Here is a 23,713-nt window from a genome sequence, read left to right as displayed (position 1 = left end):
GTCAGAGGCGACGGGCGGCGTTCGCTACGTGACGCAGCTCAACGTCGACGACAACATCTATGTGCACAAAGGCGACCTGATGGTCCAGATCGACCTGCGCGACTATGCGGCCCAGATCGACGAGGCGCGCGCGCAGCTGGGCCTCGCGCAGGCCCAGTTGCTTTCCGCGCAGGCGCAGCTCGACATCGCGCGCGTGCAGTTCCCCGCGCAGTACGAGGAGGCGCGTGCCGATGCTGAACGCACGCAGACCGAGGCGTTGCTGCGGCAATACGATCAGCAGATCGCGCAGTCGCTCAACGCGCTCGCGGTGCTGGTGGGCGAAGCGCCGGGTGCGCTCGACGCCGAACTCACGCCGCCCACGGTGCCGGTCGGGCTGCCCGCCACGCTCGCGCGCCGCCGCCACGACATCCGCCGCGCCGAGGCTTCGCTGCACGCTGCCACGGCCAACGTGGGCGTGGCCGTGGCCGTGGCCGTGGCCGTGGCCGTGGCCGTGGCCGTGGCGCAGTTCTATCCCGACATCTCGCTCACCGGGCAAATCGGCACGCGCGCGACTTCGCCGCACGATCTCGCGCACTGGGCGAGCCTCTTCTGGTCGTGGGGGCCGAGCGTTTCGCTGCCCGTGTTCCAGGGCGGCGCGCTCGTGTCCAACTTGCGGCTTTCGAAGCTCCAGCAGGTCGAAGCCGCGCTCGACTATCGCAGCACTGTGCTCGACGCGCAGCGGCAATCGAGCAGCGCCGAGCAGAGCGCACAGCAAGCGCAATTGCAGGTGTGCACGGATCTCGTTGCACTGTATAAGGCGCTGGGCGGCGGGTGGGAGCAAGCGGGGCCGATCGCCTCGTCCGCTTCTTCGCCGGTGCCCTAATCGAGCAGCTTCGCCGCCTTACGCCGACGCCTCCGACGTTCGCGACGCAGCGTCGAAAGCGCGGCATCGGCCTGCGCGGTGTCCGGGAAGATCTCGCGATGCTGCGCGATCAGGCGCTCGCTCGCCACCGCATCGTTTAGCTTGCCGAAACGATCCTGCAGCTTCTTGAGCGACTTCACGCGCCGGCTTTCGCGGCGCGGCAGTACCGATCCGAAGAATTCCAGCAGATAACGCAGCCGCTTCGCGCCCTTGCGCACCTCGTGCCAGGCGGCGTAATCGCGGCGTTTCGCGCGGCGCGCTCGCCGCATGCGCCGCGCCAGCGACCTGCGCGCCACTCGCACGCGTTCGCGCGCGAGGCGCTTGAGCGGCGTGCGTCGTGGCGAGGTGTTCAGCACGCGGTTCAGCTCATGCAGCATGTCGCGCAGCGCGTGCTTGAGATCGGTGGCGCGCAGCGTCTGCTGGGCATGCTCTCCGGCCGCCCGCCGTGCCGATACGAGTCCCTCGTTCGCGAGCGCCCCGTCCGCGCCCAGCAGCGAGAGGGCAATGTCCCAATCGCGCGCCTCGCCCGCGGCCGACGCCGCACGCTTGAAAAACGCGCGCTGCGGTTCGACCCGCGCACGCCCGAGCAGCGGCCGCCACGCCCACAACAGCGTGCGCAGCCGCCGCAAGGCGACGCGCAGCGCGTGCAGCGTCTCGTGCTCGGCATCCAGCGCGGCGACACGCGCAAGCGCCTCGCTCACCAGCGGCTGCGCATAGCGCGAGAACTGCGATTGCGCGTCGCTGCGCGCAGGTTTCTTCGCTCGTGTGCCTGACTCGTCCATTTGCTTTGCCCCTCCCGCACGCGCTCACGCCGGCACCGCCCGCGTCTGCGCCACCGGCCTGTCGCGCAAGCGATGTGCCGTCCAGATCGCGCCGGCCACGCGCGCCCCTGCGCGTCCCTGCGCGCCCACGGCACGCGGTTTGCTCGCCCGCTCGCAATAAGGACCCCGTGTACGGGAGCACAGTATGGCTGCGTGGTTCAAGGCAATGGACGTTGCGGCACGGCCCGGGCGTGCGCCCCTGTCGACCGGCGCGGTGCGCGCAATCCCGAGATTCTGATGGAGCGCGGCGCGCCTCATCTGGCGAGCGCCACGGTCCCGCGCGCCGTCTACTACGCGCTCGCGTCGAATGTCGTGGTGGCGCTGTGCAAGTTCGCCGCCGCGGCCTATACGAATTCGGGCGCGACGTTTGCCGAGGCCGCCCACTCCAGCGCCGACTGCCTGAACCAGCTTCTGCTGATCGCGGGCCGGCGCGCGGCCCGCAACCGCCCCGACGAACAGCATCCGCTGGGCTTTGGCCGCGAGACGCACTTCTACGCCATGCTCGTCGCGCTGCAGTTCTTCTTCGTGGGCGGCCTGGTCTCGATGGCCATCGGCGCATGGCGGCTCTGGCATCACAGCAGCGTGGATCATGTGCAGATCGCCCTGGGCGTGCTGGTCGTTTCCGCGCTCGTCGAGGGCAGCGCGTTGCGCGCATCGATCCGCTCCATCGACCGGCGGCGCCGCGCGGGCGGGCTGTGGCGCTGGTTTCGCGAGACGGGCGAACTGGAGAACATGCTCTCGATCGGCGAGGACGCCGCCGCGCTCGTGAGCCTCTTCGTCTCGATTGCCGGCACGGGCCTCGCCGCCCTCACGGGCTGGGCGGGCTTCGACGCGCTCGGCAGCATAGGCGTGGGCGCCGTGATGATGGCGACGGCCGTGTTCGCGCTACGCGAGATCAAGTCGCTGATCGTTGGCGAAGCGGCGCGCGCGAGCGTGCGCGGTGCCATGCGCGCGTGGCTCGATGCGCGCCCCGAGATCGGCCGCGTGGTGAGTCTCGTGGTGCTGCGCTGGTCGGACAACCTGCTCGTAGCCGTGCAGGCCGAACTTGCCGAGCGCTGCGACGCAGTCGAACTGGTGCGCATTATCGACCGTGTCGAAAATGCCTTGCGGGAGGCGTTTCCCGCGGTGCGATGGGTGTTTTTCGAGCCTGAACTGCGTGAGCATGGCGAGCATCCGCTATAGGGCTCGAGCCTTCGCGCGGTCGTGTGCCGGCCCATTCGAGGGCGCAATCGAGAGCGCAATCGCACGCTCCCAAAACGACCAGGCAAGCGCATTGCGCACAGCGTGGTCGCACCCCGCGCGGCCCAGCGTATGGGGCCATTCCCGCCCATGGAGCCCGCCGAGCCCGATCGACCACCCAGACCAACCCGCCCTGACAACGAGGCCGTCATGCACACAGCCACCCGCAACCGCGCGCCGCGCGCGCACGACGCAAAGGCGAAGCACGATGATGATACGCATCTTCGCAGCGAGACCGTGAGCCCGCCCGAAGCCGTGCCGCTCGAACTCACGATCAACGGCGCGCGCCATGTGCTGCGCGTCGAACCCTGGACCAGCCTGCTCGACCTCCTGCGCGAGCAGCTTCATCTCACCGGCACGAAGAAAGGTTGCGACCACGGCCAGTGCGGCGCATGCACGGTGCTCGTCAATGGTGTGCGCATCAACGCGTGTCTCGCGCTCGCCGTGTCGCACGACGGCGCGGAGATCACGACGATCGAAGGACTCGCGCAGGACGATACGCTGCACCCCGTGCAGCAGGCCTTCATCGACCACGATGCGTTTCAGTGCGGCTACTGCACGCCGGGCCAGATCTGCTCGGCCGTGGGACTGCTCGCCGAAGGCCACGCGCGTTGCCGCGACGACGTGCGCGAGCAGATGAGCGGCAATCTGTGCCGCTGCGGGGCTTATGTGAACATCGCGAACGCCGTGGAAAGCGTGCGCCGCGCGCAGGACCTCGCCAGTGGCGCACAGGAACAAGGAGACAAGCCATGAACCGCTTCTCGTACGCGCGCGCGAAGAGCGTGGCCGACGCCGTGCGCCTGCACTCGGTCATCCCCGGCGCCGAATTCCTCGCCGGCGGCACGAATCTCGTCGATCTCATGCGCGAGGACGTCATGCGCCCCGCGGCGATCATCGACATCACGCGGCTGCCGCTGCGCGACATCGAGGCCACGAAAGGCGGCGGCCTGCGCATCGGCGCGCTGGTGACCAATAGCGCGCTGGCATGGGACGCGCACGTGACCGGGCGCTATCCGCTGCTCGCACAGGCGCTGCTCGCCGGCGCATCCGCGCAGATCCGCAACGCGGCGACCGTGGGCGGCAATCTGCTCCAGCGCACACGCTGCCTCTACTTTTACGACCCCGCCACGTGCTGCAACAAGCGCGCGCCGGGCACCGGCTGCGCCGCGCTCGATGGCGTGAACCGCATGCACGCGATCTTCGGCGCGAGCGAACACTGCATCGCCACGCATCCGTCGGACCTGTGCGTCGCCCTCGAAGCGCTCGACGCCACACTGCACCTGGCGGGCCGGCGCGGCACGCGCACGCTGCCCTTCGACAGCCTGCACCGCCTGCCTGGCCACACGCCGCACCGCGAAACGACGCTCGCCGACGAGGAACTCATCACCGCCGTCGAATTGCCGCGCGAGGGCTATGCGCAGCACTTCACTTATCTGAAGCTGCGCGATCGTCAGTCGTATGCGTTCGCGCTCGTTTCGGTCGCGCTCGGCGTGCGCGTGGAAGACGGCGTGATGCGCGCGCTGGGCTGCGCGCTGGGCGGCGTCGCGCACAAGCCCTGGCGCGATCGCGAAGCGGAGCAGCGGCTGATCGGCCACGCCATCGACGATACGCGCGCCATCGAACGCTACGCCGACGCCGTGGTCGCGCACGCCGACCCGCGTCCCGGCAATGCGTTCAAGGTGGACCTCGCGCGGCGCGCGATCGTGCGCGCATTCGAACAGGCGCTGGCGCCCCGAGCCGAAGGCGCTGGCGCAGAAGACTCCGGGGAGGAATCAGCATGAGCACCGCCTATGAATCTCGTCGCGTCGCCGCTCCCGTAGCACGCATCGGCGCGCCGCTCTCGCGCGTGGACGGCCGCAGCAAGGTCACGGGCGCTGCGCGCTACGCCGCCGAATTCACGGCCACGGGGCTCGTGCACGGCGCAGTCGTCAACGCCACGATTGCGCGCGGCAAGATCGTCGCCATCGACGCGTCGGCGGCGCTCGCGCTGCCAGGCGTGCTGCACGTGCTCACGCACGAGAACCGCCCGACGCTCGCCGAAGACGACGCGGCCTGGAAGGATCAGGTCGCGCCGGGCGGCACGCCGTTTCGCCCGCTCGCCGGCGCGCACGTCGCCTTCGCGGGCCAGCCCGTCGCGCTCGTGGTGGCGCAAACGCCCGAACTCGCGCACTACGCCGCTTCGCTCGTGCGCGTGCGGTACCGCAGCGAAGCGCATCAGACCGAGCTGGCCCGCGTTCTGAAGCAGGCGGTCAACCCCTCGACTGAGAAGGGCGGCTTCGAGCCTCCGCCTGCACCGCGCGGCCACGCGTACCGGGCGCACGCGCGAGCCCATGCACGCACGGATGCGTTTTACAGCACGCCCACGGAATTTCATCAGCCGATGGAGATGCACGGCTGCACCGTCGTGCCATCCGCCGACGGGCGCTACACCGTCTACGAGAAAACCCAGGGTGTGAGCAATACTCAGCAGTACCTGGTGAAGGTATTCGGCCTGCCGCAGAACCGCGTGCGGGTGATTTCGCCGTTTGTGGGCGGCGCGTTCGGCTCCGGCCTGCGCCCGCAATATCATCTGCCGCTCGCGATGATGGCGGCGCGCGCGCTGCGTCTGCCCGTGCGCGTGGTGCTCACGCGCGCGCAGATGTTCACCTTCGGGCACCGGCCCGCCTCGATCCAGCACGTTGCGCTCGCCGCGCAGCGCGACGGCCGCCTGGACGCGATCATCCACGAAGCCGTGGGAGAAACTTCGCAGTTCGAAGACTTCACCGACGTGGTCGTCAACTGGGCGGGACGGCTCTATCGCGCGCCGAACGTCCAGCTCGGCTACAAGCTGGGGCGGCTCGACGTGTACACGCCCCTCGACATGCGCGCGCCCGGTGCCGCGCAAGGCCTCTACGCGCTCGAATGCGCCATGGACGAACTGGCCGTCGCGCTCGATATGGACCCGCTCGAACTGCGCATCCGCAATTACGCCGACGAAGACGCGAACAAGCAGCTGCCTTATTCGAGCAAGGCGCTGCTCGACTGCTACGCGCAGGGCGCCGAGCGTTTTGGCTGGGGCGCGCGCATTGCGACGCCGCGCGCCATGCGCGAGGGCCACGAGCTGGTTGGCTACGGCATGGCCACGGGCATCTGGGAGGCGTTGCAGACCGAAGCGACCGTGCGCGCAGTGCTCGATGCGCAAGGGCGGCTCGAACTCGCCAGCGCCACGGCGGATATCGGCACCGGCACCTACACCGCCATTTCGCAGATCGCCGCCGACGCCCTGCACATGGCCATCGACGACGTGGCGTTCACGCTCGGCGACACGTCGTTGCCGAGCGCACCGATCGAGGGCGGCTCGTGGACCGTGGCTTCGGTGGGCAGCGCCGCATCGCTTGCCTGCACGCAGCTGCGCTCGCGCCTCGCGCAACTGCTGCCCGCGCACGGCGGCGTGGCGTTCGCCAATCTCGACCCCGCCATGCTGGACGAAGCGCTCGTGATCGAGGACGGCGAGGCGAGGTTGCGCGAGAGCGCCGGCCGGCCCGAAACGCGCGCCCGGATTGCCGACGTGCTCGCCGACGCGGGCATGAAAACGCTCGAAGCGCAGGTCACGCTCGAGCCCGAGTCGCGCCAGAAGCAGTATTCCATGGCGACGCATTCGGCCGTGTTCGCCGAAGTGCGCGTGGACGAGACGCTCGGCGTGGTGCGCGTGGCGCGCGTGGTGAGCGCGGTCGCGGCGGGCCGCATCGTCAACCCGAAGACGGCCGCGAACCAGATCGCCGGCGGCGTGGTATGGGGCATCGGCATGGCGCTGCACGAGCAGGCGCAATTCGACCATACGCTCGGGCGCGTCATGAACCACAACCTTGCGGAATATCACGTGCCGGTGAATCGCGACATCGGCGAGATCGACGTGCTGTTCGTGGACGAGCACGACGACGTGGTGAACCCGCTCGGCGCGAAGGGCGTGGGCGAGATCGGCGTGGTGGGCGTGGCCGCCGCCGTGGCGAACGCGATCTACAACGCCACGGGCAAGCGCGTGCGCGATCTTCCGGTCACGCTCGACAAGCTGCTGTGAGCCGCACGCGCGAGACATCATGAACGCCACCCGGGTAACCCGCCTCGAAGCGCGCGCCTACACGATCCCCACCGACCACCCCGAAGCGGACGGCACCATCGCCTGGCGTTCCACCACGCTCGTGGTGGTCGAAATCGACGCGCCTGGCTTCACCGGCGTGGGCTATACCTATGCGCATGCGGCCGCCGCGGCGCTCGTGGAGAGCGTGCTCGGCGACGCCGTGCGCCAGTACGACCTCTTCGACATCGCACGCATCAACCTCGAAATGCAACGGGCCGTGCGCAACATCGGCCGGCCGGGCCTCGCGGCCTGCGCCATTTCCGCCGTCGATGCCGCGCTCTGGGACCTCAAGGCGAAGGCGCTCGGCATCCCGCTATGCGCGCTGCTCGGCATGCAGCGCGAGCGCGTGCCGGTGTACGGCAGCGGCGGCTTCACGAGCTACGACCTGAAAACGCTCACGAAGCAGTTGCGCGGCTGGGTCGAGGACGACGGTTGTGCGTGGGTCAAGATGAAAGTCGGCTCCCACCCCGCCGACGATCCGGCGCGCGTGGCGGCGGCACGCCAGGCGATAGGCAGCAAGGCGGGCCTCTTCGTCGATGCCAACGGCGCGTATGAGATCAAGGAGGCGCAGCGGCTCGCGCAGTGCTACGCGCAAGAGGACGTTCAGTGGTTCGAAGAACCGGTCTCCTCGGACGACCGCCGCGGCCTGGCGGCGCTGCGCGCCGCCCTGCCCGCGCGCATGGCGCTCGCGGCGGGCGAGTATGCCTACACGGCAGACGACTTGCGCGCGCTGCTGGAGACTCATGCCGTGGACGTGCTGCAGGCCGACGCCACGCGCTGTTGCGGCATCACCGGTTTTCTGCAGGCCGATGCGCTGTGCGATACGTGGCATACGCCGCTCTCGGCGCATTGCGCGCCGGCGCTGCATCTGCACGCGGCGTGCGCGGCGCGGCGCCTCGTGCATATCGAGTGGTTTCACGATCATGCGCGCATCGAGGCCATGCTGTTCGAAGGCGCGCCGCGCGTGAGCGCAGGGCATATCGCGCCCGACCTTGCGCGCAGCGGCCACGGCCTGACCTTCCGGCACGCCGACGCCGAACGCTACGCGGTGCGCTGACGCGCCGTCACTCAACTGTCGGGTGGCCGCGCGGGCACCTGCTGCCAGCCGCCTGGACAGGTCCGCACATACGGGTAGTAGGTCTGCGACGCGACGCAGTAGTACCAGACGCCGTATGGCGCCTCGCCGCCCTGGCCGCCTTGTCCGCCGCCTTGTCCATACTGCTCGTTTTGATCGTACACATTGGCGCCGCCGTACTGGGGCTCAACCTGGGCCTGGCCTTGTTCGATCCATTGCGTGGGCTGCGAGAAGTCGCCGGAGACGTAGGGATAGTAGACGCTCGCGATGTACGGCGGATAGTAGTACGGATAGAACGGATAGCCGTAGATGAAGCCGGGGCCGAAGTAGAAGCCGACGCTCGCCGAACCGCAGCAGCCATACCAGCCGTGATAGTAGCCGCCGTGGTACCAGCCGTAGCCGTGGTAGTACCCGCCGTGGTAGTACCCGCCATGATAGTAGCCGCCGTGGTAATAACCGCCGTGATACCAGCCGCCGCCGTTATAGCCCCCGTGGTAGCCGCCGCTCCAGCCGCTGCCATGATTCACGCCGCCATAGCCGCCCCACCCCCCGCCGCCGCCGCCGTGCACCCAGCCACCGCCTCTACCCGCGTTCGCCGCGGCGCTGCTGCATAGCGCCACGAGCACGAGCACGAATCTGCACAATTCACGCGCTTTCATGATGCTTACCCCGATAGCCGCTGACCGATACGCTGACCGATAGCCGGTTGGCCGTACAGATTATTTTAGGCGTCGGAAACCCATTTTTCCTGCGCGGGCGATCGCGGCGCATTACGGTTCCCGCGCGTCGTCCTGCCTCGCAACGATGGCCGCGCCGATGAGTCCACCGTCACGCCTGAACACGCCCGGGACCACGACGCGTTCGCGAAACTCCCGCAGCGTGCGCTTGCGCACTGCCGCATCCAGCGCGTCGATCAATGGGGCCACATCTGCAAGGCCGCCGCAAACCGGGACGACCGATGCGCCTGTAATGTTGATGACGGCTGCGAGCGGCTCCGATACCAGCGCGAGCCAGGCGGAAACGGTGCGCCGCGCGCGCTCGCCGCCTCGCTGCCAGTCGTCGAGAAGGGTGTGGCTATCTTTCTGTTCGTCGTTCAGGAGTGTATTGAGCCGTTCCAGCCCGCGTGCCCCGCCAATGGTGTCGACGCAGCCGAGGCGCCCGCAGCCGCAACGCAATGCGCTCACGGGCTGCGCGTGGCCCATGCCGTCGAACTCGACGGATGTGCCAACGGGCAGCCCGTGGCCCCACTCGCCCGCGATGCCGCTCGCGCCGCCAACCACGCGGCCCCCCACGACGAGTGCGCCGCCGACACCGGAGCCCAGCACCACGCAAAACACGACATCGTGGCCCGCACCCGCGCCCTCGACGGCCTCGGCCAATGCGAGGCAGGCTGCGTCGTTTGCCATGCGGATGCGCCGCCGAAGCCGGGAGGACAACTCCGCGCCGAGCATGCGGCCCGAGACGCAAGGGACGTTGGAAGCGCAAATCACGCCGCTTGCGGGATCGATCGCCCCCGCCATCGAGATGACGAGAGGCGAACCGGTCTCGCCGATATGGCGGGCGGCGAGGGCTTCGAGTGTCGCGCCAAAGGCCTCCCAATTGTCGACGGGTGTCGGCACGCTTTCGACCAGGCGCACGCTGCCTGGCGCATCCGATACGCCGAGCCTGATGGATGAGCCGCCGATGTCCGCGACAAAGACGCGTGGGTGTTGCCCTTGTTCAACGCTGGTGTCTGGCACCCTGGCTCCTCGTCAAATGCAGCGGCGACGCCAGCCTGCGGTCTCAGCGGGCGCGAACGAAATGATGCTCTATTTTCGCGCGCAACACGCCGTCGACGGCCGCGAGCTGTTCGCGCAGCCGGGCCGCCCGCTTTTCGGTCATGTCGCCAAAGACGATTTTTTGCTCGAGCACGTCGCCGAAGCGGGTCACGGCCCATCGGTCGACGACCACCTGTTCGCCGTCGAGCACGCCAGCGGCGGTAGAAACGACGCCGAGATCCAGTCCGGACACCAGATGAACGGTGTGAGTCAGCGTGAAGCCGGGAAGGCAGTGCGACAGGTCTTCACAAACGGTCGGCGAGGAGGGGACGGGGATAGCTTGATGCATGGTGGCTCCGGAGGAAGGTTGATCGAACCGGTGCCAGCCAGGCTGTTCCCGTTTCGTTGCCGTAAATCGGCCGCATCGCCTCGAGGGCTTCCACCTTGCCCGGGAGGGCAGGTTGGCGTCGGTCAGTCCGACTCTGGATGCTGTGCTACTGCTTGGTTACGCTTGTTCGATATTTCGAACGAGCTTTCATTATACCGGAACCGAAACGCCGGGCAAGCTGTGCGGCCGCACGCAACTTCGTGCCCGGCTTTGCGGCCTCAGGCTACTTCCTGGGGATGGCGCCGCGCGTTTCGGCCGCCCTGAGGGAATCGAAATCGGCGCCCTTGTCTGCCTGGGTCACGGTGTCCAGAAAGAGCCTGTGATAACCGCGGCTTGCCGTGGGCGCGGTCACCGGATTCGCCTGCGCGCGGCGCTGCAGTTCTGCGTCGTCCACGAGCAAGGCAATCTCGCGGTTGGCCACGCTCAGGCGGATGCGGTCGCCGCTGCGGACATCGCAAGCGGGCCGCCGAGGGTACTGCGAATCGCACAATCGGCGGCATGGCAGGCAACCGGATCTGCGCACCCAAAATATTACAAAAAGCCTTCATTGGGCGGATTGAACCGAATGCGCGCAAACTCGGTCACTCAAGGTACCGGATTTGCTCGCTATATTTGTTTCGGCCCTCTGAAGCGAAATCATGTCGACGAAACCGACCCAACCCGATGCTTCCAACGAGGCATCCCGCACGGCCCCCAGCGCAAAGGTGCCTGCGCATCCGCACGGCGCACCGGCCGCCCCCGCCTCGCCCGCCGGCAAGCATCCCGCGCCGCCCTGCACGCTCGTGATCTTCGGCGCGGGCGGTGATCTGACCAAACGCCTCTTGATGCCGGCGCTCTACAACCTGGCCGTCGACCGCCTGCTCGACGACGGCATGAAGATCATCGGCGTGAATCATGGCGAGCGCGAGACGAAGGCGTGGGCAGCCGAGCTGCACGCCTCGCTCGAAAAATTCGCCGCCGACAAGGCAAGCACCTTCCACGCGGGCAAGCTCGACGACAAGGCCTGGGAGTGGGTCGCGCAGCGCCTCACCTACATGCCGGGCGAATTCGGGGACGACAGCACGTTTGAGCGGCTCGCGCAGCAGTTGAACGGCAAGCCGCACGGCAACGTCGTGTTCTACCTCGCCGTGGGCGCGCGCTTTTTCAAGCCGATTATCGAACGTCTCGGCAAGGCCGGGCTGCTCGAGGAGGGCAGCGACAGCAACGGCACGTTCCGCCGCATCGTGATCGAAAAGCCCTTCGGCGCCGATCTCGCTTCGGCGCGCGACTTGAACCAGCATGTGCTGAGCGTCGCGAAGGAATCGCAGGTCTATCGCATCGACCATTTCCTCGGCAAGGACACGGTGCAGAGCATTCTCGCGCTGCGCTTCGCCAATGCCATGTTCGAGCCGGTCTGGCGGCGCGAGTACATCGACAGCGTGCAGATCACCGCTTCGGAAGTGATCGGCGTGGAAGGCCGCGGCAAGTTCTACGAGCAGACCGGCGCGTTTCGCGACATGGTGCCCAACCATCTGTTCCAGCTGCTCGGCATGGTCGCGATGGAGCCGCCCAACTCGTTCGACGCCGAAGCCGTGCGCAACAACAAGGCCGAAATCTTCGAAGCGCTCAAGCCGCTCACGCCGGACGACGTGGTGTTCGGTCAATACGCAAAAGGTCCGGCGGGCGCGGGCTACCGCCAGGAACCGGACGTGGCGCAGGACAGCCGCACCGAAACCTATGCCGCCGCGCGCGTGCAGATCGACAACTGGCGCTGGGCGGGCGTGCCGTTCTATCTGCGTACCGGCAAGCGCCTCGCCGCGCGTCGCACGGAGATTTCGGTGCAGTTGAAGAGCGTGCCGTTTCTCCTCTTTCGCGACACGCCAGTCGAGACGCTCACGCCCAACGTGCTGACGCTGCGCATCGATCCGTCGCATGGCGCGAGCTTCGACTTCAACGTGAAGACGCCGGGGCCGGTCGTGCAGATCGGCTCGGTGCAATCGTCGTTCGACTATGACGACTTCTTCGCAGAGCGTGCCAACGTCGGCTACGAAACCCTGCTCTACGATTGCATGCTCGGCGACCAGACGCTCTTCCAGCGCGCCGACGGCATAGAAGCGGCATGGTCGACGGTGGATGGCGTATTGCACCCTGAACTCGACGCGGCGCTTCCCGTGTACGACTACGCCGCCGGCAGCGCAGGCCCGGCGCAGGCGGATGCACTGCTCGCGCGCGACGGCCGGGCGTGGCGGGCACTCGCGCCGACGTAAGCCATAAAGAAGTGAACCAGACAGCCAAGGAGAACGTATGGCCAAAATCGAACAAGCCGTCAGGAAAAGCGCTGTGAAAAACCCTGTAAAAAATGCTGTTAAGCACGCGGCAAGTGTGACGCGCGCCTCGCAGGACATCAAAAATATTCTCGCCATCGACGTAGGCGGAACGGGCCTGAAGGCCGCGATCATCGACGAGAACGGCGTGATGCGCACGCAACGCGTGCGCGTGGCGACGCCGCATCCGTGCCCACCCGCCCTGCTGGTCGAAACGCTCGCGACGCTCGTCGAACCGCTGCTTGAACCGTATCCTGCCACGCACGTTTCGATCGGCTTTCCTGGTTTCGTGCGCAACAATCACGTCATCACGGCACCGCATCTCGGCCCCGACGACTGGAACGACGTGCCGCTCGCCCAGATGCTCGGCGAGCGCCTCGGCATTGCGTCGGTGCGCATGATCAACGACGCGGAAATGCAGGGCCTCGCCGCGATCGAAGGGCAAGGCCTCGAATTCGTGATGACGCTCGGCACGGGCGTGGGCACGGCCATGTTCCGTGACGGCGAACTGATGCCGCACCTGGAACTCGCACATCATCCGGTCAGCAAGAAGCGCGCATACGACGAGTACATCGGCGACGCCGCGCGCAGCAAGGCCGGCAACAAGCGCTGGAACGCGCGCGTCGAGAAGATCATCGGCATACTCGACTCGCTCGTGCACTACGACAAGCTGTGGATAGGCGGCGGCAACGCGGCCCGCCTCGCGTTCGATCTGCCGCCCAAGGTGGCGACCGTGCCGAACGACCGGGGCATCGAGGGCGGCGCGCGCCTGTGGCACCCGCGTTCGGTGCGCGAAACGCGGCAGTTGCCCGCAGCCACGCAGCGCGCGGGCAAATTCCGCTAGCGGGACCCTGCGCGGCGGGAACGGTTCGCGCTCGGCTCGCGCGAGGGCGTGCTCGAACACCTGGACGGGATCCCCGAGTTCGACGCGCTGGCGCAGGAGCCGAACGCGCGGCAAGGGAGGACCTGGCTTTAAGGGGGCCCGCAAGCCGCGCAGTTAATGATCCGTTAATCTCGGCACGCTAGAATCACCACTTTCAACCGACCATTGCTGAGAAGGGAGTGTCCATGCAAATCACCGCCGATTCGCGCTACGACCTCGTTGCGCGCCTGCTTCACTGGCTCGTCGTCGCACTCGTCGCGGCGCAGTTCGTGATTGGCTGGACCATGCCCGACGTGCACCGCGATACGCGCCCCGTTGGCGAAATTGCGTGGCATCTGGGCGTCGGCACGGCGCTCCTTGCCGCCATGGCGTGCCGCCTGGTCTGGCGCGCCACCCATCGTCCGCCGCCCGACGACCAGACGCCATTCATGCGCGCCGTGGCGATACTCACGCATGGCGCCCTCTACGCCCTGCTCATCGCCGTGCCCGTGCTCGGATGGATCAACGCCTCGTCGCGCGCGTGGGACGTCACGCTGTTCGGCGCCATCCCCCTGCCTGCGCTCTCCCCTGCTGGGTCGTCGTTCGGGCACGCCATGGGGGACGTCCACGGCGTGCTCGCCTGGGTGCTGTTCGCGCTCATCTGCCTGCACGTGGCCGCGGCGCTCTTTCATCGTTTCGTGCTGAACGACCGCGTGCTGCAACGCATGAAGCTCTAACTGTCATGGGTCGTGCCGCGGCGGGTCCGGCTCGGTGACGAAGCCGACCTTCGCGAGTCCTGCGGCACTCGCCGCCGAGAGCAGCGTCGCGACACGCCCGTACGGCGTGGCGCGATCGGCCGAGAGCCGGATTTCGGGCTGCGGCGTGAGCCGCGCGGCTTCTGCGAGCCGCGCCGCCAGGCTGGAGTCCTGAACAGGCTGCGCGTTCCAGCTCATGTGGCCAAGCGCATCGACGACGATATCGACGTGCGGCGCGGCCAGATCCTCACGCTGACTGCTCGCGCGCGGCAACGCCAGCTTCGCGGCATGGTGCAGAACCGGCAAAGTCACCATGAAGATGACGAGCAGCACGAGCATCACGTCGATGAGCGGCGTCATATTGATGTCGGCCGCCGGCATCGCTTCGTCTTCCAGATCGCGATCGTCGTTCATACCCGTTCCTTCACCGCCGCACACGGCGCAGGTACGCTGCCCGTGAGCAACAGCGTGTGCACGCCGTATGCGAAGCGGTTGAGCTGCGCGACGATATCGCGCGAAACACGCGCAAGCGCGTGATAGCCAAGCACGGCGGGAATCGCCACGCATAGTCCGAGTGCCGTCATGATGAGCGCTTCGCCAACGGGCCCCGCGACATGTTCGAGACTGGCGTCGCCACTCGCGCCGAGCGCGAGCAGGGCATGGTAGATGCCCCACACGGTGCCGAGCAGGCCGACGAACGGCGCCGTGCTGCCGATCGAGGCGAGCAGGCCGAGACCGCGCTGAAGACGTGCCGAGCTCTCGCTCACCGAAGCCCTGAGGCTGCGCAGCAGCCACTCGCTCAAGTCGACGCGCTCCCGGTGCGCCGCGCCGCTCGCCACGTGGTGCGCCAGCGCGCGCTGGCCGGCGCTGGCCAACTCGAAGAACGGCGTGCCGGGGCGGCCCAGCGCGGCGGCGCCATCGTCTGTGTCGCCGGCTTCCCGGAAGTGTCTTTGGGCGCAGCCAGCATGGCGGCGCAGACGCGCGAACGCGAACGCCTTCAACACGATCACCGACCACGACACGACCGACATCGCGACGAGCAGCGCCGCCACGAAGCGCGTCATCGGATCGCCCTGGGCCCACAGGTGCGCGATTCCATAGGTTGTCATGAGGTCCTCCGTTTCATTCGCTGAGGGTGAACGTGAACGGCACGTCGGCGCGCGCCGGCGCTGGCTTGCCGTCCCCGGCATAGGGCTGGCAGCGGCTCGCGAGCGCCGCGTTGCGCGCCGCTTCGTCGAGTCTCGCGTAGCCGCTGGTCGTCGCGACGCGTGCGGCGACCACGCGGCCGTCAGCTGCGGTCTCGAGTTCGATGACGGCCGTGCCGGTCTCGGCGCGGCGCAAGGACTGCGCGGGGTAGTCGGGCTTCGTGAGCGCGCAGTCCAGTCGGGCGACGTGGTGGGGCGCGTCCGCGGCAGGCGCGTTGGCGACGGGCGCGGGTTGCGGCTGCGGTTGCGGTTGCGGCTGCGGGCCGGCTATGCGTTCCGATGGCATCGCGGCCTCGGGCGCAGCACGTGCGTCCGATGGCGCCGCTAGCGGCGGCGGCGTGCGCACGGTGTTTTGCGCATGCACCGGCGCCACTGGACGCGTTCGAGCCGGCTGCGACGGATTGCTTCGGATTGCTTCATGAATCGACGGACTCGGCGACGACGTTCGCGCAGGCGCGGCGCTCGCATGCGACACCGGCGCGATCGGCCCCATCGGCCCCGTCGGTGCGATCAGCGCGACGTCCACAACCCTCGCGCGCACCGGCATGACGTGCGACGCGGGCGCCTCCCACCGCGCCACGGCAATCAGCGCGGCATGCAGCGCGAGCACGCCCGCAACCACGGTGGCAATTGCGGCGCGTCGCCCCAACGCATGCTGGCCGAATACCGCAGGCTCACCGCGATCGAAGCGGGCAACGACCGACGCCATGTCGATTCTCCACTCAAAGCGCGAGCGAGTTCTGCCGGCTGCGGAACACGATTGGCCGCTCGTCGTCGCGCGTCGGACGTCTTGCGAATGCCACGGCCTGCGCGATGCGGTCGTGGTGCGGCGACTTCGAGCACACCGGGTCCGCCGCGTCGGCGTCGCCGGTCAGCAGGTAGGCCTGGCACCGGCAGCCGCCATGATCGGCGTGACGCTCATCGCAACTGCGGCAGGGCTCGCGCATCCAGGCGTCGCCGCGAAATGCGTTGAACGCTTCGCTCTCGTACCAGATCTGCCGCAGCGGCATATCGCGCACGTTCGGCAACACGAGGCCCGGCAGCGAGCGCGCCGCGTGGCAAGGCAACGCCGCCCCATCGGGCGCCACGCCGAGAAACACGCTCCCCCAGCCGCTCATGCACGCTTTGGGCCGCTGTTCGAAGTAATCCGGCACGACGAACAGAATGCGGCAGCGCTCGCCGATCCGGGCGCGATACCGGTTCACGGTCTCCTCCGCTTCGCGAAGCTGCTCGGCGGTGGGCATCAACTGATCGCGGTTGAGCATGGCCCAGCCGTAATACTGCGTGTTCGCAAGCTCCAGATAATCGGCGCCCAGTTCGAGCGCCATGTCGATGATCTGCGCGATGTGGGGCAGGTTGAAACGATGCAGCACGCAGTTGAGGACCATGGGATAGCCATGCGCCTTGACGAGCCGCGCAACGTTGCGCTTGAGTTCGAACGTGTGCGTGCTCGTGAGAAAGTCGTTGAGTTCGCGCGTGGAATCCTGCATCGACACCTGGATATGATCGAGCCCGGCCGTCTTGAGCCGCTCGATGCGCTCGACGTTCAAGCCGATCCCGGACGTAATCAGGTTCGTATAGAAGCCAAGCTGGCGCGCATGCGCAATGAGCACTTCCAGGTCGTCGCGCAGCAGCGGCTCGCCGCCGGAAAAGCCGATCTGCGCCGCGCCCAGTTCGCGAGCGGCGCTGATGGTCGCGCGCCATGCTTCGGTGTCGAGTTCTTCGCCGTGCCGCGCGAAGTCCACGGGGTTGTAGCAGAACGCGCAATGCAGCGGGCAGCGGTACGTCAGCTCGGCGAGCAGCCAGAGCGGCTTGGGCAGGACCGCGGTTGGGGTCGCCATGTCAGTCGAGCCAGCCGCGCAGCCGCGCGTGATCGAGAAAGCGGTAGATATCGGGCGCCAGCTCGGAGGTGCTGAAAAGCCGCTCCAGTTCGCCAATGATCTCGTCGAGTTCGTGCGCGCCGTCACAACGTGCGAGTATCTCGCCCGCGCTCGAATTGAGCTGCACCATCCCTTCGGGGTAGAGCAGGACATACGCGTCCTGGGCCGCCTCCCACTGCAAACGGTACATGCCGCGCAAGCGCGGGCGCAGCGGCACGCCGCTGCCAGCATCGGGCACTATCGGGTTCATATGGGCCACGCCTTTTCGACCGCATCGAGGATCGACCAGAGAATATCGAGCTTGAACTGCAGGATCTCCACCGCGCGCTGCTGTTCGGCGGGCGTGCGGAAATGGCTCAGCGTCACTTCGAGCCCGTGTTCGACGTCGCGCTGCGCGAGCGGCACGCGGCTGCGAAAATATTGCAGGCCTTGCGGCTCGATCCACGGGTAATGCGAAGGCCAGCCCGCGAGCCGGTCCAGATGAATCTGCGGTGCGAACATTTCGGTGAGCGACGAACACACGCCCTCCTGCCACGGCGCGCGCCGGGCGAAATTCACGTAGGCATCGACCGCGAAGCGCACGCCAGGCAGCACGAGCCGCTGCGACCACATCGTGTCCCGATCGACGCCGACGGCTTCGCCGAGCCGCACCCAGGCTTCGATGCCGCCTTCGTTCCCGCCTTGCCCGTCGTGGTCGGTGAGACGCTGAATCCAGCGGCGACGCGTGGCGCGGTCGGGGCAGTTCGAAAGGATCGCCGCGTCCTTGAGCGGAATGTTGATCTGATAGTAAAAGCGGTTCGCGACCCACCCGCGGATCTGCGCGGGCGAACACCGGCCGCCGTTGAGCATGCGATTAAACGGATGGTGGATGTGATAGCGCGATTCGAGCGCACGAAGACGCGATTCGAATTCATTCGCAGTCCATGGTATTGCGTGCGTGTCCGGCAACGGGAGAGGTGCGTTCATCGTCATACCTGAAACTGCATGCCGTCGTGGGCCACGTCGATGCCATGGGCACGCAGTTGCGCACGCTCGACGGAATGCGGGTCGAGAACCGGGTTCGTGTTGTTGATATGCGTAAGCACCTTGCGCGTGCCGCGCGGCAATGTGTCGAGCCAGTCGATCATGCCCGGCGTGCCGTCGTCGCCGCGCTGCGCGAGATGCCCCATGTCGGCCGCGTGCTTCGTCGACAGGCCGAGGTCGATCATTTCGGTAGTGGTCCGGAACGTGCCGTCGCCGCTCACCGCAATCGACGACTGCGTGCGCGGCAGCACATCGCCGCACGCCTGGCGCGCGCGGCGGCAATTCGCGCAGTTGCAGTTCCATTGCGGCAAGCCGCCGCCAGCCCCTGAACCCAGTATCCTGATCTTCATGATCGTTCTCGCTGCATGCCGCCCGCCGCTGCCTGAGGGCCGCGCGGACGGCACTGGCACGCGCTCAGCGGTTGGCGATATACATCGTGATTTCAAAGCCGAAACGCAGGTCGGTATAAGCGGGGGTGGTCCATTGCATGACATGTCTCCTTGTTTGAGATTGAGGCTGCATACCGCAACGAATGTGCGGCCAGTCTCTTCAAAGCAAGGGGCATGCCGGTGCGAGCCGGCGCTCGCTCGATGCGGCACGTGCCGCGGGCGAGGCAGAGGGTGTTGCGTTTCGGAACACGGGTGCTACAGGATGCAACACCCGTGGGACAGAGGAGAAAGCAGGGAAGGACCTGGCCGCGCGAATGGCGCTTCAGGCGCCGTCCGGACCGCGGCCGGGATCGGCGGCGGGCATCTTGCGGTAGATGGTATTGCGCGACACGCCCAGCGCCCGCGCCGCAGCGGACACGTTGCCGCCATGGCGCGCAAGCGTGGCCGCGATGGTCGAGGCGGTCACGTCTTCGAGGCGCGCGTCCTCCGGCACGAGCGGCTCCGCGTGGGCACGCGCGGGCGGCAATGCCTGGCTCTGGCCGCAGCCGCGCAGATCGTCGAAAAAGTCGTCGGGCAGGTGCTCGCGCCGGATCTGGCCGTCGTCGTCGACCATGGCCGCAGCCGTGCGCAGCAGGTTGCCGAGCTGCCGGAAGTTGCCGGGCCAGGCGCAGCGCTCGAACAGCGCCATCACGTCCGGTGCGACGCTGAGCGGCTGCGCGTTCGCACGCCCGTGCGATTCGCGATGCAGGAGCTTTTGAATCACGACCGCGAGATCCGTGCGGTCGCGCAGCGGCGGCAGGCGCACCACGAGGCCGTTGAGCCGGTAATACAGGTCCTCGCGGAAGCGGTTCTGCGCGATCATCTCGCGCAGATCGCGGTGCGTCGCGCAGATGATCGCGATATCGACGGGGATAGTCTTTGTCGAGCCGAGCGGATTGACCATGCGCTCCTGCAGCACGCGCAGGAGGCGCACTTGCAGCGGATACGGCATGTCGCCGATCTCGTCGAGAAACAGCGTGCCGCCGTTCGCCTGCAGCAGCTTGCCCGCCGCGCCCTTGCGCCGCGCGCCGGTAAAGGCGCCCTCCTCGTAGCCGAACAATTCCGATTCAATAAGCGTTTCCGGAATCGACGCGCAATTCACTGCCACGAACGGCTGGTCGCGGCGCGGCGAATCGTTGTGAATGGCCTGGGCGAGCAGCTCCTTGCCCGTGCCGGTTTCGCCGGTCACGAGAACCGGAATGTCCTTGCCGATCACCTTGCGAACCTTCGCGATCACGAGCGCCACCTGCGGATCGCCCGTGTCGAGGTAGCTCAGGCGCGAAAGGCCCATGGAAGGCGGCTGCGCCATCGTACAGGCGGCCGGTTGCGCAGCCGCGCCGTGCACCACCGCGGGCCGGGCGCCTTCGGCCAGCGTAGCGCGCCTCGCCTGCACGCGCGCGCAAACCACTGCCCCGCTGGCCAGATTGAGCATGAGGTGCGATTCCAGCCCCGCGCGCATCCGGTCGATGAGTTGCGCGCTCGTCGTCTGGAATAGCGACGAGAGCGTATGGGCGCGCAGCGCGGCGAGCGAGAGGCCGAGCTGAAATTGCGCGCTGCGGTTGGCCGAGAGAAAACGCCCGTCGCACGTGAAGGCGGCGATGCCTTCCATGAGCGTGCCGAGGAATTCCGGGCGGCCGTGAAACGAGACCTGCAGCGTCTCCTGAAAAGTCGTGGCAAACAAATGATTCTCAATCATCTGCACGGACATGCGCGCGAGCGCCATGGTGTGCTGGTGATAGCTGCGGTGGTCGCCCGTCACGTCCAGCACGCCGATCACGTCGCCGTACGGGTCGAAGATCGGCACGCTCGAGCAGGTGAGGAAGCGGTTCGCCGCGAGGTAATGCTGGTCGCCGTGCACGACCATCGCACAGCGCTCGGCGAGCGCAGTGCCGATGGCGTTGGTGCCCTGGCGGTCCTCGGCCCAGTTGGCGCCGGGCCGCAGCGCGACCTTTTCGGCGCGCTGGAGGAAATCGTCGTCGCCGATCGAATGCAGGATCAATCCTTCGGCATTGGTCAGCACGATCATGCTTTGCGTGTTGACGATCTGCTCGTGCAGCGTCTCCATGACCGGCGTGGCATGCATGCACAGTACGCGGTTCTGCTCGCGCTTGAGCTCGAGCCCCGCGCCCGAAAGCACATCGTAATCCGGTCTCGCCGTCGCGCGCAGACCGAAGGTCTCCGAGCGCTCGTGCGCCTTCCGGATGGCCGGTGCGGGCCAGCCATTGGATATCTGGACCGCTTGCCCCGCGGCCATATGAACGTCGTCGCGCATGCTCTCCTCCACGATTGGCCGGTACCTTGCCGGACACTTCGATATTTCTCGGTGTCCTCTATTAGCAAGCTCCGGGCCATCCGGCTCCCGATTCCAGGCAGCCGGCCTGCACCGAACGCGCACGCGACGCGCAACACGCTGTGTAAGCGAATCGTATGCAAAGCACCGTGCGTCGGTCGTAACACGTGCCGCGGCGATGCGCCAGTCTGTGTATTACCGCAAATGGCCCGCATGGAGGAATGCGGACTCACCCCGATGCGTGCACTCTGCCCCTCCTTCAACCCCAGGCGTAATGCAGACCCACCCAGAAACCGCGCGGCGCGCCTGGTCCAACGAATGGCTCGTTTACCGGATGCGCACCGTCGAACGTGTGACCGGGCCCGTTGAAGACGTTCTGGCCCAGCACGCCGAAACTCGCATAGCGCCTGTCGAACAGGTTCGTCACGTTCGCGTAGACCTCCAGCCGTTTCGTGACGCGATAGCGCGTGTCGAGATCCACGAGCACATAACCCGCGATCTTTCCATTGGCATCCTGATTGTTTTCGTCGCCTTGCGCATACACGCCGCTGCGCCACGTGATGTTCGTGCCGATGCTCCATTGCGCCGTGGCCGCATAGTCGAGCCGCAGCTTGACGGCATGCGCGGGAATGCCGGGCACGTGGTCGCCCGGCCGCACCGTGATCACGCCGTGCACATCCGCCGAAGCATTCGCGGGGCTCTGCTCGGTCCATGCCGAGCGGTAGGTCGCATCCACATAGCTGTAGTTCAGGCTGATGCCAACGGGGCCGAACGCCGTGTGACCCGCCAGCTCGACACCCTGGCGGCGTGTCTTGCCGACGTTCTGAAAATAGCCTTGCGTGCTGCCCGCCGCGCTCACGAACTCGATGTCGTTGGCGAGCGTGGTGCTGAACGCCGCGGCGCTCCACGTGGTCTGCGCGCCGACGCGACCGCGCGCACCGGCCTCGAACGTCTTCGAGACCACCGGTTGCAGCGCCGGGTCGGCCACGAAGTCGTTCGGCAGCGAGCATGGCGCAGCCGGGTCCGCGCAGGCCAGCTCGATTGCGGTTGGCGCCCGCATGCCCTCGTTGTAGGCCGCGTAGACGGTGACGGCGGGCAGCGGATTCCAGTTGAGCCCGACGGCCGGATTGAAGCGCGAGAACGTGTGATAACCGTCGAGTAGCGGCTGCACGCCGCTTTCGTCCGCAATGCGCGCACTCGCCCAGTCGTAGCGGCCGGACAGCGTGAGCGTCCATTGTGGCGTGATCGTGAGCGTTTCGTTCAGGTAGATGCCATAGTTCGCGTTGCGCGTTCTCGCATCGGTCTGCTGAACGAAATCGCCGATCCCGACTGTCGCGCGCTCGGGCGTGAAGGCGGCTTCCTGCGAAGAGGAAACGTAGCGCGAGTTCGCGAAGTCCGCCGCCACGCCCGCCACGAGCTGGCTCCCCATGCCGCCCAGCTTGCCGAGCAGCGTCAGCTGCAGGCTCGCACCGAAGCTGTCCGTCGTCACGATGGAATCGACGTTGGTGCCCTGCAGCGTGTCGACGTTGCCGCCGGCGTCGATCGAGCCGTAATCCGTGTTGTTGTTGCTGCTCACGTTCTCGTTGCGCAAATGGCGATAGTAGGCGTTGCCGCTCAGCTCCACGTTGTCGTTGAAGAAATGGTCTCCCGAGAGCGTGAGGTAGCCCACGCTGTTGCGATTCAGGTCCGGATACGTGTAGGCCTGGTTCGGATTGTCCAGAAACGAGCGCGGAATGGTCTGGCTGCCGTACAACTGGTTGTCCGCGCCGCCGCCCGATATCGAGAGCGTCGTGTCGTCGTCGGCGTAGCGCAGCTTGCCGAACGCCTGGCGCACGCGGCTCGCGTTGTGGTCGGCCCAGCCGTTGTCGTTCGTGATGTTCGCGTTCGCATAGTAGTCGACATGCGGCCCGAATGTGCCGCCCTGCTCGAACTGTGCACTCTTGCGACCCCATGAGCCGCCCGAAAGATCGATGTCGCCGCCGGGGCTCGTGCGGCCGTTCTTCGTCGTGATCGCGATGGCACCGCCCAGCGTGTTGAGGCCGTAGACAGGATTCGAGCCCGGAATGAGCTGGATCTTGTCGATCGCCCCGGTCGGTATCAGGTCCCAGTTCACGACGTCGCCAAACGGCTCGTTCACGCGCACGCCGTCGACGAACACCGACAATCCCTGAGGGGTGCCAAGGACCGGCGAGGCCGTGAAGCCGCGATAGTTGAGGTTCATCTGGAAAGGATTGCCCTGGGCGTCGGTCACGCTCACACCCGGCAGGTTCGCGGCGAAGAAGTCGGTCAGCGTTTCGCGGTGCTGTGTCGCGATGTCCTGCGCGTTCACGGTCTGCACGTTGGCCGGCACCTCCGCGAGCGGCGTGCCGATGCCGAGCAGCGGCGTCGTGCCGACCACCATGACAGCGGGCAGCACGGGCGGGCTCGGCGCGTTCTTGTCCACTGCGCCTTGTGCCTGTGCGACGGCTGGTGTGGATGCGCCGGCGCACAGCGCGCCGAGTGCGAGGCTCGCGCCCGCCGCATATGCGCGCCTGGCGCTGCCCCGGCTCGCGCCCGCCGCCTTCTCCCGGATCAACTTTCGTCTCCATTTTTTTATGCGCTCGTGCCGCTCGACGCCGTAGTGTCGAACGCCGACCGATGCGCACACAACCGTCTCCTCTTTGCCGTGA

Annotated in this window: 22 protein-coding genes, 2 pseudogenes and 1 riboswitch; of the genes and pseudogenes, 9 read left to right on the top strand and 15 right to left on the bottom strand. The window is 67.3% G+C overall.

Features of this window, described 5'->3' with window-relative positions; genetic code table 11:
• On the top strand, positions 1 to 862 hold an 862-nt coding region (locus tag BHE01S_RS26305), incomplete at its 5' end, for a TolC family protein (RefSeq protein ID WP_157025655.1).
• Here BHE01S_RS26305 and BHE01S_RS26300 read toward each other — a convergent pair.
• Positions 859 to 1,683, bottom strand: a complete 825-nt coding sequence (locus BHE01S_RS26300; RefSeq protein WP_042268963.1) for a CHAD domain-containing protein — start codon at positions 1,681 to 1,683, stop codon at positions 859 to 861. The two genes, BHE01S_RS26305 and BHE01S_RS26300, sit on opposite strands and share 4 nt — an antisense overlap.
• A gap of 192 nt (positions 1,684 to 1,875) precedes the next feature.
• On the opposite strand from BHE01S_RS26300, the gene BHE01S_RS26295 reads away from it, so the two are divergent.
• The 5 genes from BHE01S_RS26295 to BHE01S_RS26275 all read left to right on the top strand — a co-directional run bounded on the left by BHE01S_RS26295 (position 1,876) and on the right by BHE01S_RS26275 (position 8,135).
• On the top strand, positions 1,876 to 2,904 hold the full coding sequence (locus tag BHE01S_RS26295; RefSeq protein ID WP_245639867.1) for a cation diffusion facilitator family transporter: 1,029 nt from the start codon (positions 1,876 to 1,878) through the stop codon (positions 2,902 to 2,904).
• A gap of 207 nt (positions 2,905 to 3,111) precedes the next feature.
• Positions 3,112 to 3,714, top strand: coding sequence for a (2Fe-2S)-binding protein (locus BHE01S_RS26290; protein ID WP_084069242.1), 603 nt, complete (start codon positions 3,112 to 3,114; stop codon positions 3,712 to 3,714).
• Positions 3,711 to 4,742 (top strand): FAD binding domain-containing protein, encoded by a 1,032-nt coding sequence (locus BHE01S_RS26285; protein ID WP_042268961.1) that lies wholly within the window; start codon positions 3,711 to 3,713, stop codon positions 4,740 to 4,742. The genes BHE01S_RS26290 and BHE01S_RS26285 overlap by 4 nt, the downstream gene beginning before the upstream one ends.
• A complete protein-coding gene (locus BHE01S_RS26280; protein ID WP_042268960.1) occupies positions 4,739 to 7,018 on the top strand; it encodes a xanthine dehydrogenase family protein molybdopterin-binding subunit in 2,280 nt (759 codons plus the stop codon). Before BHE01S_RS26285 ends, BHE01S_RS26280 begins: the two co-directional genes overlap by 4 nt.
• Positions 7,019 to 7,037: 19 nt before the next feature.
• Positions 7,038 to 8,135, top strand: a complete 1,098-nt coding sequence (locus BHE01S_RS26275) for an enolase C-terminal domain-like protein (RefSeq protein ID WP_042268959.1) — start codon at positions 7,038 to 7,040, stop codon at positions 8,133 to 8,135.
• Positions 8,136 to 8,146: 11 nt separating this feature from the next.
• On the opposite strand, the gene BHE01S_RS36145 is transcribed toward BHE01S_RS26275, so the two are convergent.
• From BHE01S_RS36145 to BHE01S_RS26255, 4 genes and pseudogenes are all read right to left on the bottom strand, one after another.
• Positions 8,147 to 8,812, bottom strand: a complete 666-nt coding sequence (locus BHE01S_RS36145; RefSeq protein WP_052406131.1) for a hypothetical protein — start codon at positions 8,810 to 8,812, stop codon at positions 8,147 to 8,149.
• A 111-nt stretch (positions 8,813 to 8,923) separates the two neighbouring features.
• Positions 8,924 to 9,892: an ROK family protein gene (locus BHE01S_RS26265; RefSeq protein WP_042268958.1), complete on the bottom strand. Its 969-nt coding sequence runs from the start codon at positions 9,890 to 9,892 to the stop codon at positions 8,924 to 8,926.
• 43 nt (positions 9,893 to 9,935) lie between these two features.
• On the bottom strand, positions 9,936 to 10,259 hold the full coding sequence (locus tag BHE01S_RS38065; RefSeq protein WP_157025653.1) for a hypothetical protein: 324 nt from the start codon (positions 10,257 to 10,259) through the stop codon (positions 9,936 to 9,938).
• Positions 10,260 to 10,301: 42 nt separating this feature from the next.
• A riboswitch (SAM-I-IV-variant riboswitch) is annotated at positions 10,302 to 10,405 on the bottom strand.
• 116 nt (positions 10,406 to 10,521) lie between these two features.
• A pseudogene (locus tag BHE01S_RS26255) lies at positions 10,522 to 10,775 on the bottom strand (dihydroxy-acid dehydratase); the annotation flags it as partial.
• 161 nt (positions 10,776 to 10,936) lie between these two features.
• On the opposite strand from BHE01S_RS26255, the gene zwf reads away from it, so the two are divergent.
• The 3 genes from zwf to BHE01S_RS26240 all read left to right on the top strand — a co-directional run bounded on the left by zwf (position 10,937) and on the right by BHE01S_RS26240 (position 14,200).
• A complete protein-coding gene (zwf, locus tag BHE01S_RS26250) occupies positions 10,937 to 12,544 on the top strand; it encodes a glucose-6-phosphate dehydrogenase (RefSeq protein WP_042268957.1) in 1,608 nt (535 codons plus the stop codon).
• Positions 12,545 to 12,659: 115 nt separating this feature from the next.
• Complete coding sequence (locus BHE01S_RS26245) at positions 12,660 to 13,445, top strand: ROK family protein (protein WP_245639868.1); 786 nt, start codon at positions 12,660 to 12,662, stop codon at positions 13,443 to 13,445.
• 224 nt (positions 13,446 to 13,669) lie between these two features.
• Entirely contained in the window at positions 13,670 to 14,200 is a 531-nt protein-coding gene (locus tag BHE01S_RS26240; protein ID WP_042268956.1) for a cytochrome b, read from the top strand.
• 3 nt (positions 14,201 to 14,203) lie between these two features.
• Here the strand turns inward: BHE01S_RS26240 and BHE01S_RS26235 are convergent, their stop codons facing one another.
• The 10 genes and pseudogenes from BHE01S_RS26235 to BHE01S_RS26195 form a co-directional block, all read right to left on the bottom strand.
• Positions 14,204 to 14,632, bottom strand: coding sequence for an ExbD/TolR family protein (locus BHE01S_RS26235; RefSeq protein WP_042268955.1), 429 nt, complete (start codon positions 14,630 to 14,632; stop codon positions 14,204 to 14,206).
• Positions 14,629 to 15,327, bottom strand: coding sequence for a MotA/TolQ/ExbB proton channel family protein (locus tag BHE01S_RS26230; RefSeq protein WP_042268954.1), 699 nt, complete (start codon positions 15,325 to 15,327; stop codon positions 14,629 to 14,631). Before BHE01S_RS26230 ends, BHE01S_RS26235 begins: the two co-directional genes overlap by 4 nt.
• Positions 15,328 to 15,340: 13 nt before the next feature.
• The gene (locus BHE01S_RS36140; RefSeq protein WP_052406127.1) at positions 15,341 to 16,132 is read right to left on the bottom strand and encodes an energy transducer TonB; all 792 of its coding nucleotides are present in this window, start codon (positions 16,130 to 16,132) and stop codon (positions 15,341 to 15,343) included.
• Between the two features lie 13 nt (positions 16,133 to 16,145).
• Positions 16,146 to 17,264 carry a pyrroloquinoline quinone biosynthesis protein PqqE gene (gene pqqE, locus BHE01S_RS26220; protein WP_042268953.1) on the bottom strand — a complete coding sequence of 373 codons (1,119 nt, stop codon included), beginning with the start codon at positions 17,262 to 17,264 and terminating at the stop codon, positions 16,146 to 16,148.
• Position 17,265: 1 nt separating this feature from the next.
• The gene (gene pqqD / locus BHE01S_RS26215; RefSeq protein ID WP_042268952.1) at positions 17,266 to 17,553 is read right to left on the bottom strand and encodes a pyrroloquinoline quinone biosynthesis peptide chaperone PqqD; all 288 of its coding nucleotides are present in this window, start codon (positions 17,551 to 17,553) and stop codon (positions 17,266 to 17,268) included.
• Positions 17,550 to 18,269 carry a pyrroloquinoline-quinone synthase PqqC gene (gene pqqC / locus BHE01S_RS26210; RefSeq protein ID WP_042268976.1) on the bottom strand — a complete coding sequence of 240 codons (720 nt, stop codon included), beginning with the start codon at positions 18,267 to 18,269 and terminating at the stop codon, positions 17,550 to 17,552. Before pqqC ends, pqqD begins: the two co-directional genes overlap by 4 nt.
• Positions 18,270 to 18,271: 2 nt before the next feature.
• A pseudogene (locus tag BHE01S_RS26205) lies at positions 18,272 to 18,613 on the bottom strand (pyrroloquinoline quinone biosynthesis protein PqqB); the annotation flags it as partial.
• 127 nt (positions 18,614 to 18,740) lie between these two features.
• A complete protein-coding gene (gene pqqA / locus BHE01S_RS37130) occupies positions 18,741 to 18,815 on the bottom strand; it encodes a pyrroloquinoline quinone precursor peptide PqqA (RefSeq protein ID WP_006410019.1) in 75 nt (24 codons plus the stop codon).
• Positions 18,816 to 19,037: 222 nt separating this feature from the next.
• Complete coding sequence (locus BHE01S_RS26200; RefSeq protein ID WP_042268950.1) at positions 19,038 to 21,026, bottom strand: sigma-54-dependent Fis family transcriptional regulator; 1,989 nt, start codon at positions 21,024 to 21,026, stop codon at positions 19,038 to 19,040.
• Between the two features lie 277 nt (positions 21,027 to 21,303).
• Complete coding sequence (locus BHE01S_RS26195; RefSeq protein WP_042268949.1) at positions 21,304 to 23,619, bottom strand: TonB-dependent receptor; 2,316 nt, start codon at positions 23,617 to 23,619, stop codon at positions 21,304 to 21,306.
• Positions 23,620 to 23,713 lie beyond the last annotated feature (94 nt).

It is taken from the genome of Paraburkholderia heleia NBRC 101817 (assembly GCF_000739775.1).
Taxonomy (GTDB): Bacteria; Pseudomonadota; Gammaproteobacteria; order Burkholderiales; family Burkholderiaceae; genus Paraburkholderia; species Paraburkholderia heleia.
This window is presented reverse-complemented; position numbering and strand designations above follow the sequence as displayed.

Coding starts and splice junctions, on each gene's coding strand:
- BHE01S_RS26300 (WP_042268963.1), bottom strand. CDS start 1,683: ATGGACGAGTCAGGCACACGAGCGAAGAAACCTGCGCGCAGCGACGCG.
- BHE01S_RS26290 (WP_084069242.1), top strand. CDS start 3,112: ATGCACACAGCCACCCGCAACCGCGCGCCGCGCGCGCACGACGCAAAG.
- BHE01S_RS26285 (WP_042268961.1), top strand. CDS start 3,711: ATGAACCGCTTCTCGTACGCGCGCGCGAAGAGCGTGGCCGACGCCGTG.
- BHE01S_RS26280 (WP_042268960.1), top strand. CDS start 4,739: ATGAGCACCGCCTATGAATCTCGTCGCGTCGCCGCTCCCGTAGCACGC.
- BHE01S_RS26275 (WP_042268959.1), top strand. CDS start 7,038: ATGAACGCCACCCGGGTAACCCGCCTCGAAGCGCGCGCCTACACGATC.
- BHE01S_RS36145 (WP_052406131.1), bottom strand. CDS start 8,812: ATGAAAGCGCGTGAATTGTGCAGATTCGTGCTCGTGCTCGTGGCGCTA.
- BHE01S_RS38065 (WP_157025653.1), bottom strand. CDS start 10,259: ATGCATCAAGCTATCCCCGTCCCCTCCTCGCCGACCGTTTGTGAAGAC.
- zwf (WP_042268957.1), top strand. CDS start 10,937: ATGTCGACGAAACCGACCCAACCCGATGCTTCCAACGAGGCATCCCGC.
- BHE01S_RS26240 (WP_042268956.1), top strand. CDS start 13,670: ATGCAAATCACCGCCGATTCGCGCTACGACCTCGTTGCGCGCCTGCTT.
- BHE01S_RS26235 (WP_042268955.1), bottom strand. CDS start 14,632: ATGAACGACGATCGCGATCTGGAAGACGAAGCGATGCCGGCGGCCGAC.
- BHE01S_RS26230 (WP_042268954.1), bottom strand. CDS start 15,327: ATGACAACCTATGGAATCGCGCACCTGTGGGCCCAGGGCGATCCGATG.
- BHE01S_RS36140 (WP_052406127.1), bottom strand. CDS start 16,132: ATGGCGTCGGTCGTTGCCCGCTTCGATCGCGGTGAGCCTGCGGTATTC.
- pqqE (WP_042268953.1), bottom strand. CDS start 17,264: ATGGCGACCCCAACCGCGGTCCTGCCCAAGCCGCTCTGGCTGCTCGCC.
- pqqD (WP_042268952.1), bottom strand. CDS start 17,553: ATGAACCCGATAGTGCCCGATGCTGGCAGCGGCGTGCCGCTGCGCCCG.
- pqqC (WP_042268976.1), bottom strand. CDS start 18,269: ATGAACGCACCTCTCCCGTTGCCGGACACGCACGCAATACCATGGACT.
- BHE01S_RS26200 (WP_042268950.1), bottom strand. CDS start 21,026: ATGCGCGACGACGTTCATATGGCCGCGGGGCAAGCGGTCCAGATATCC.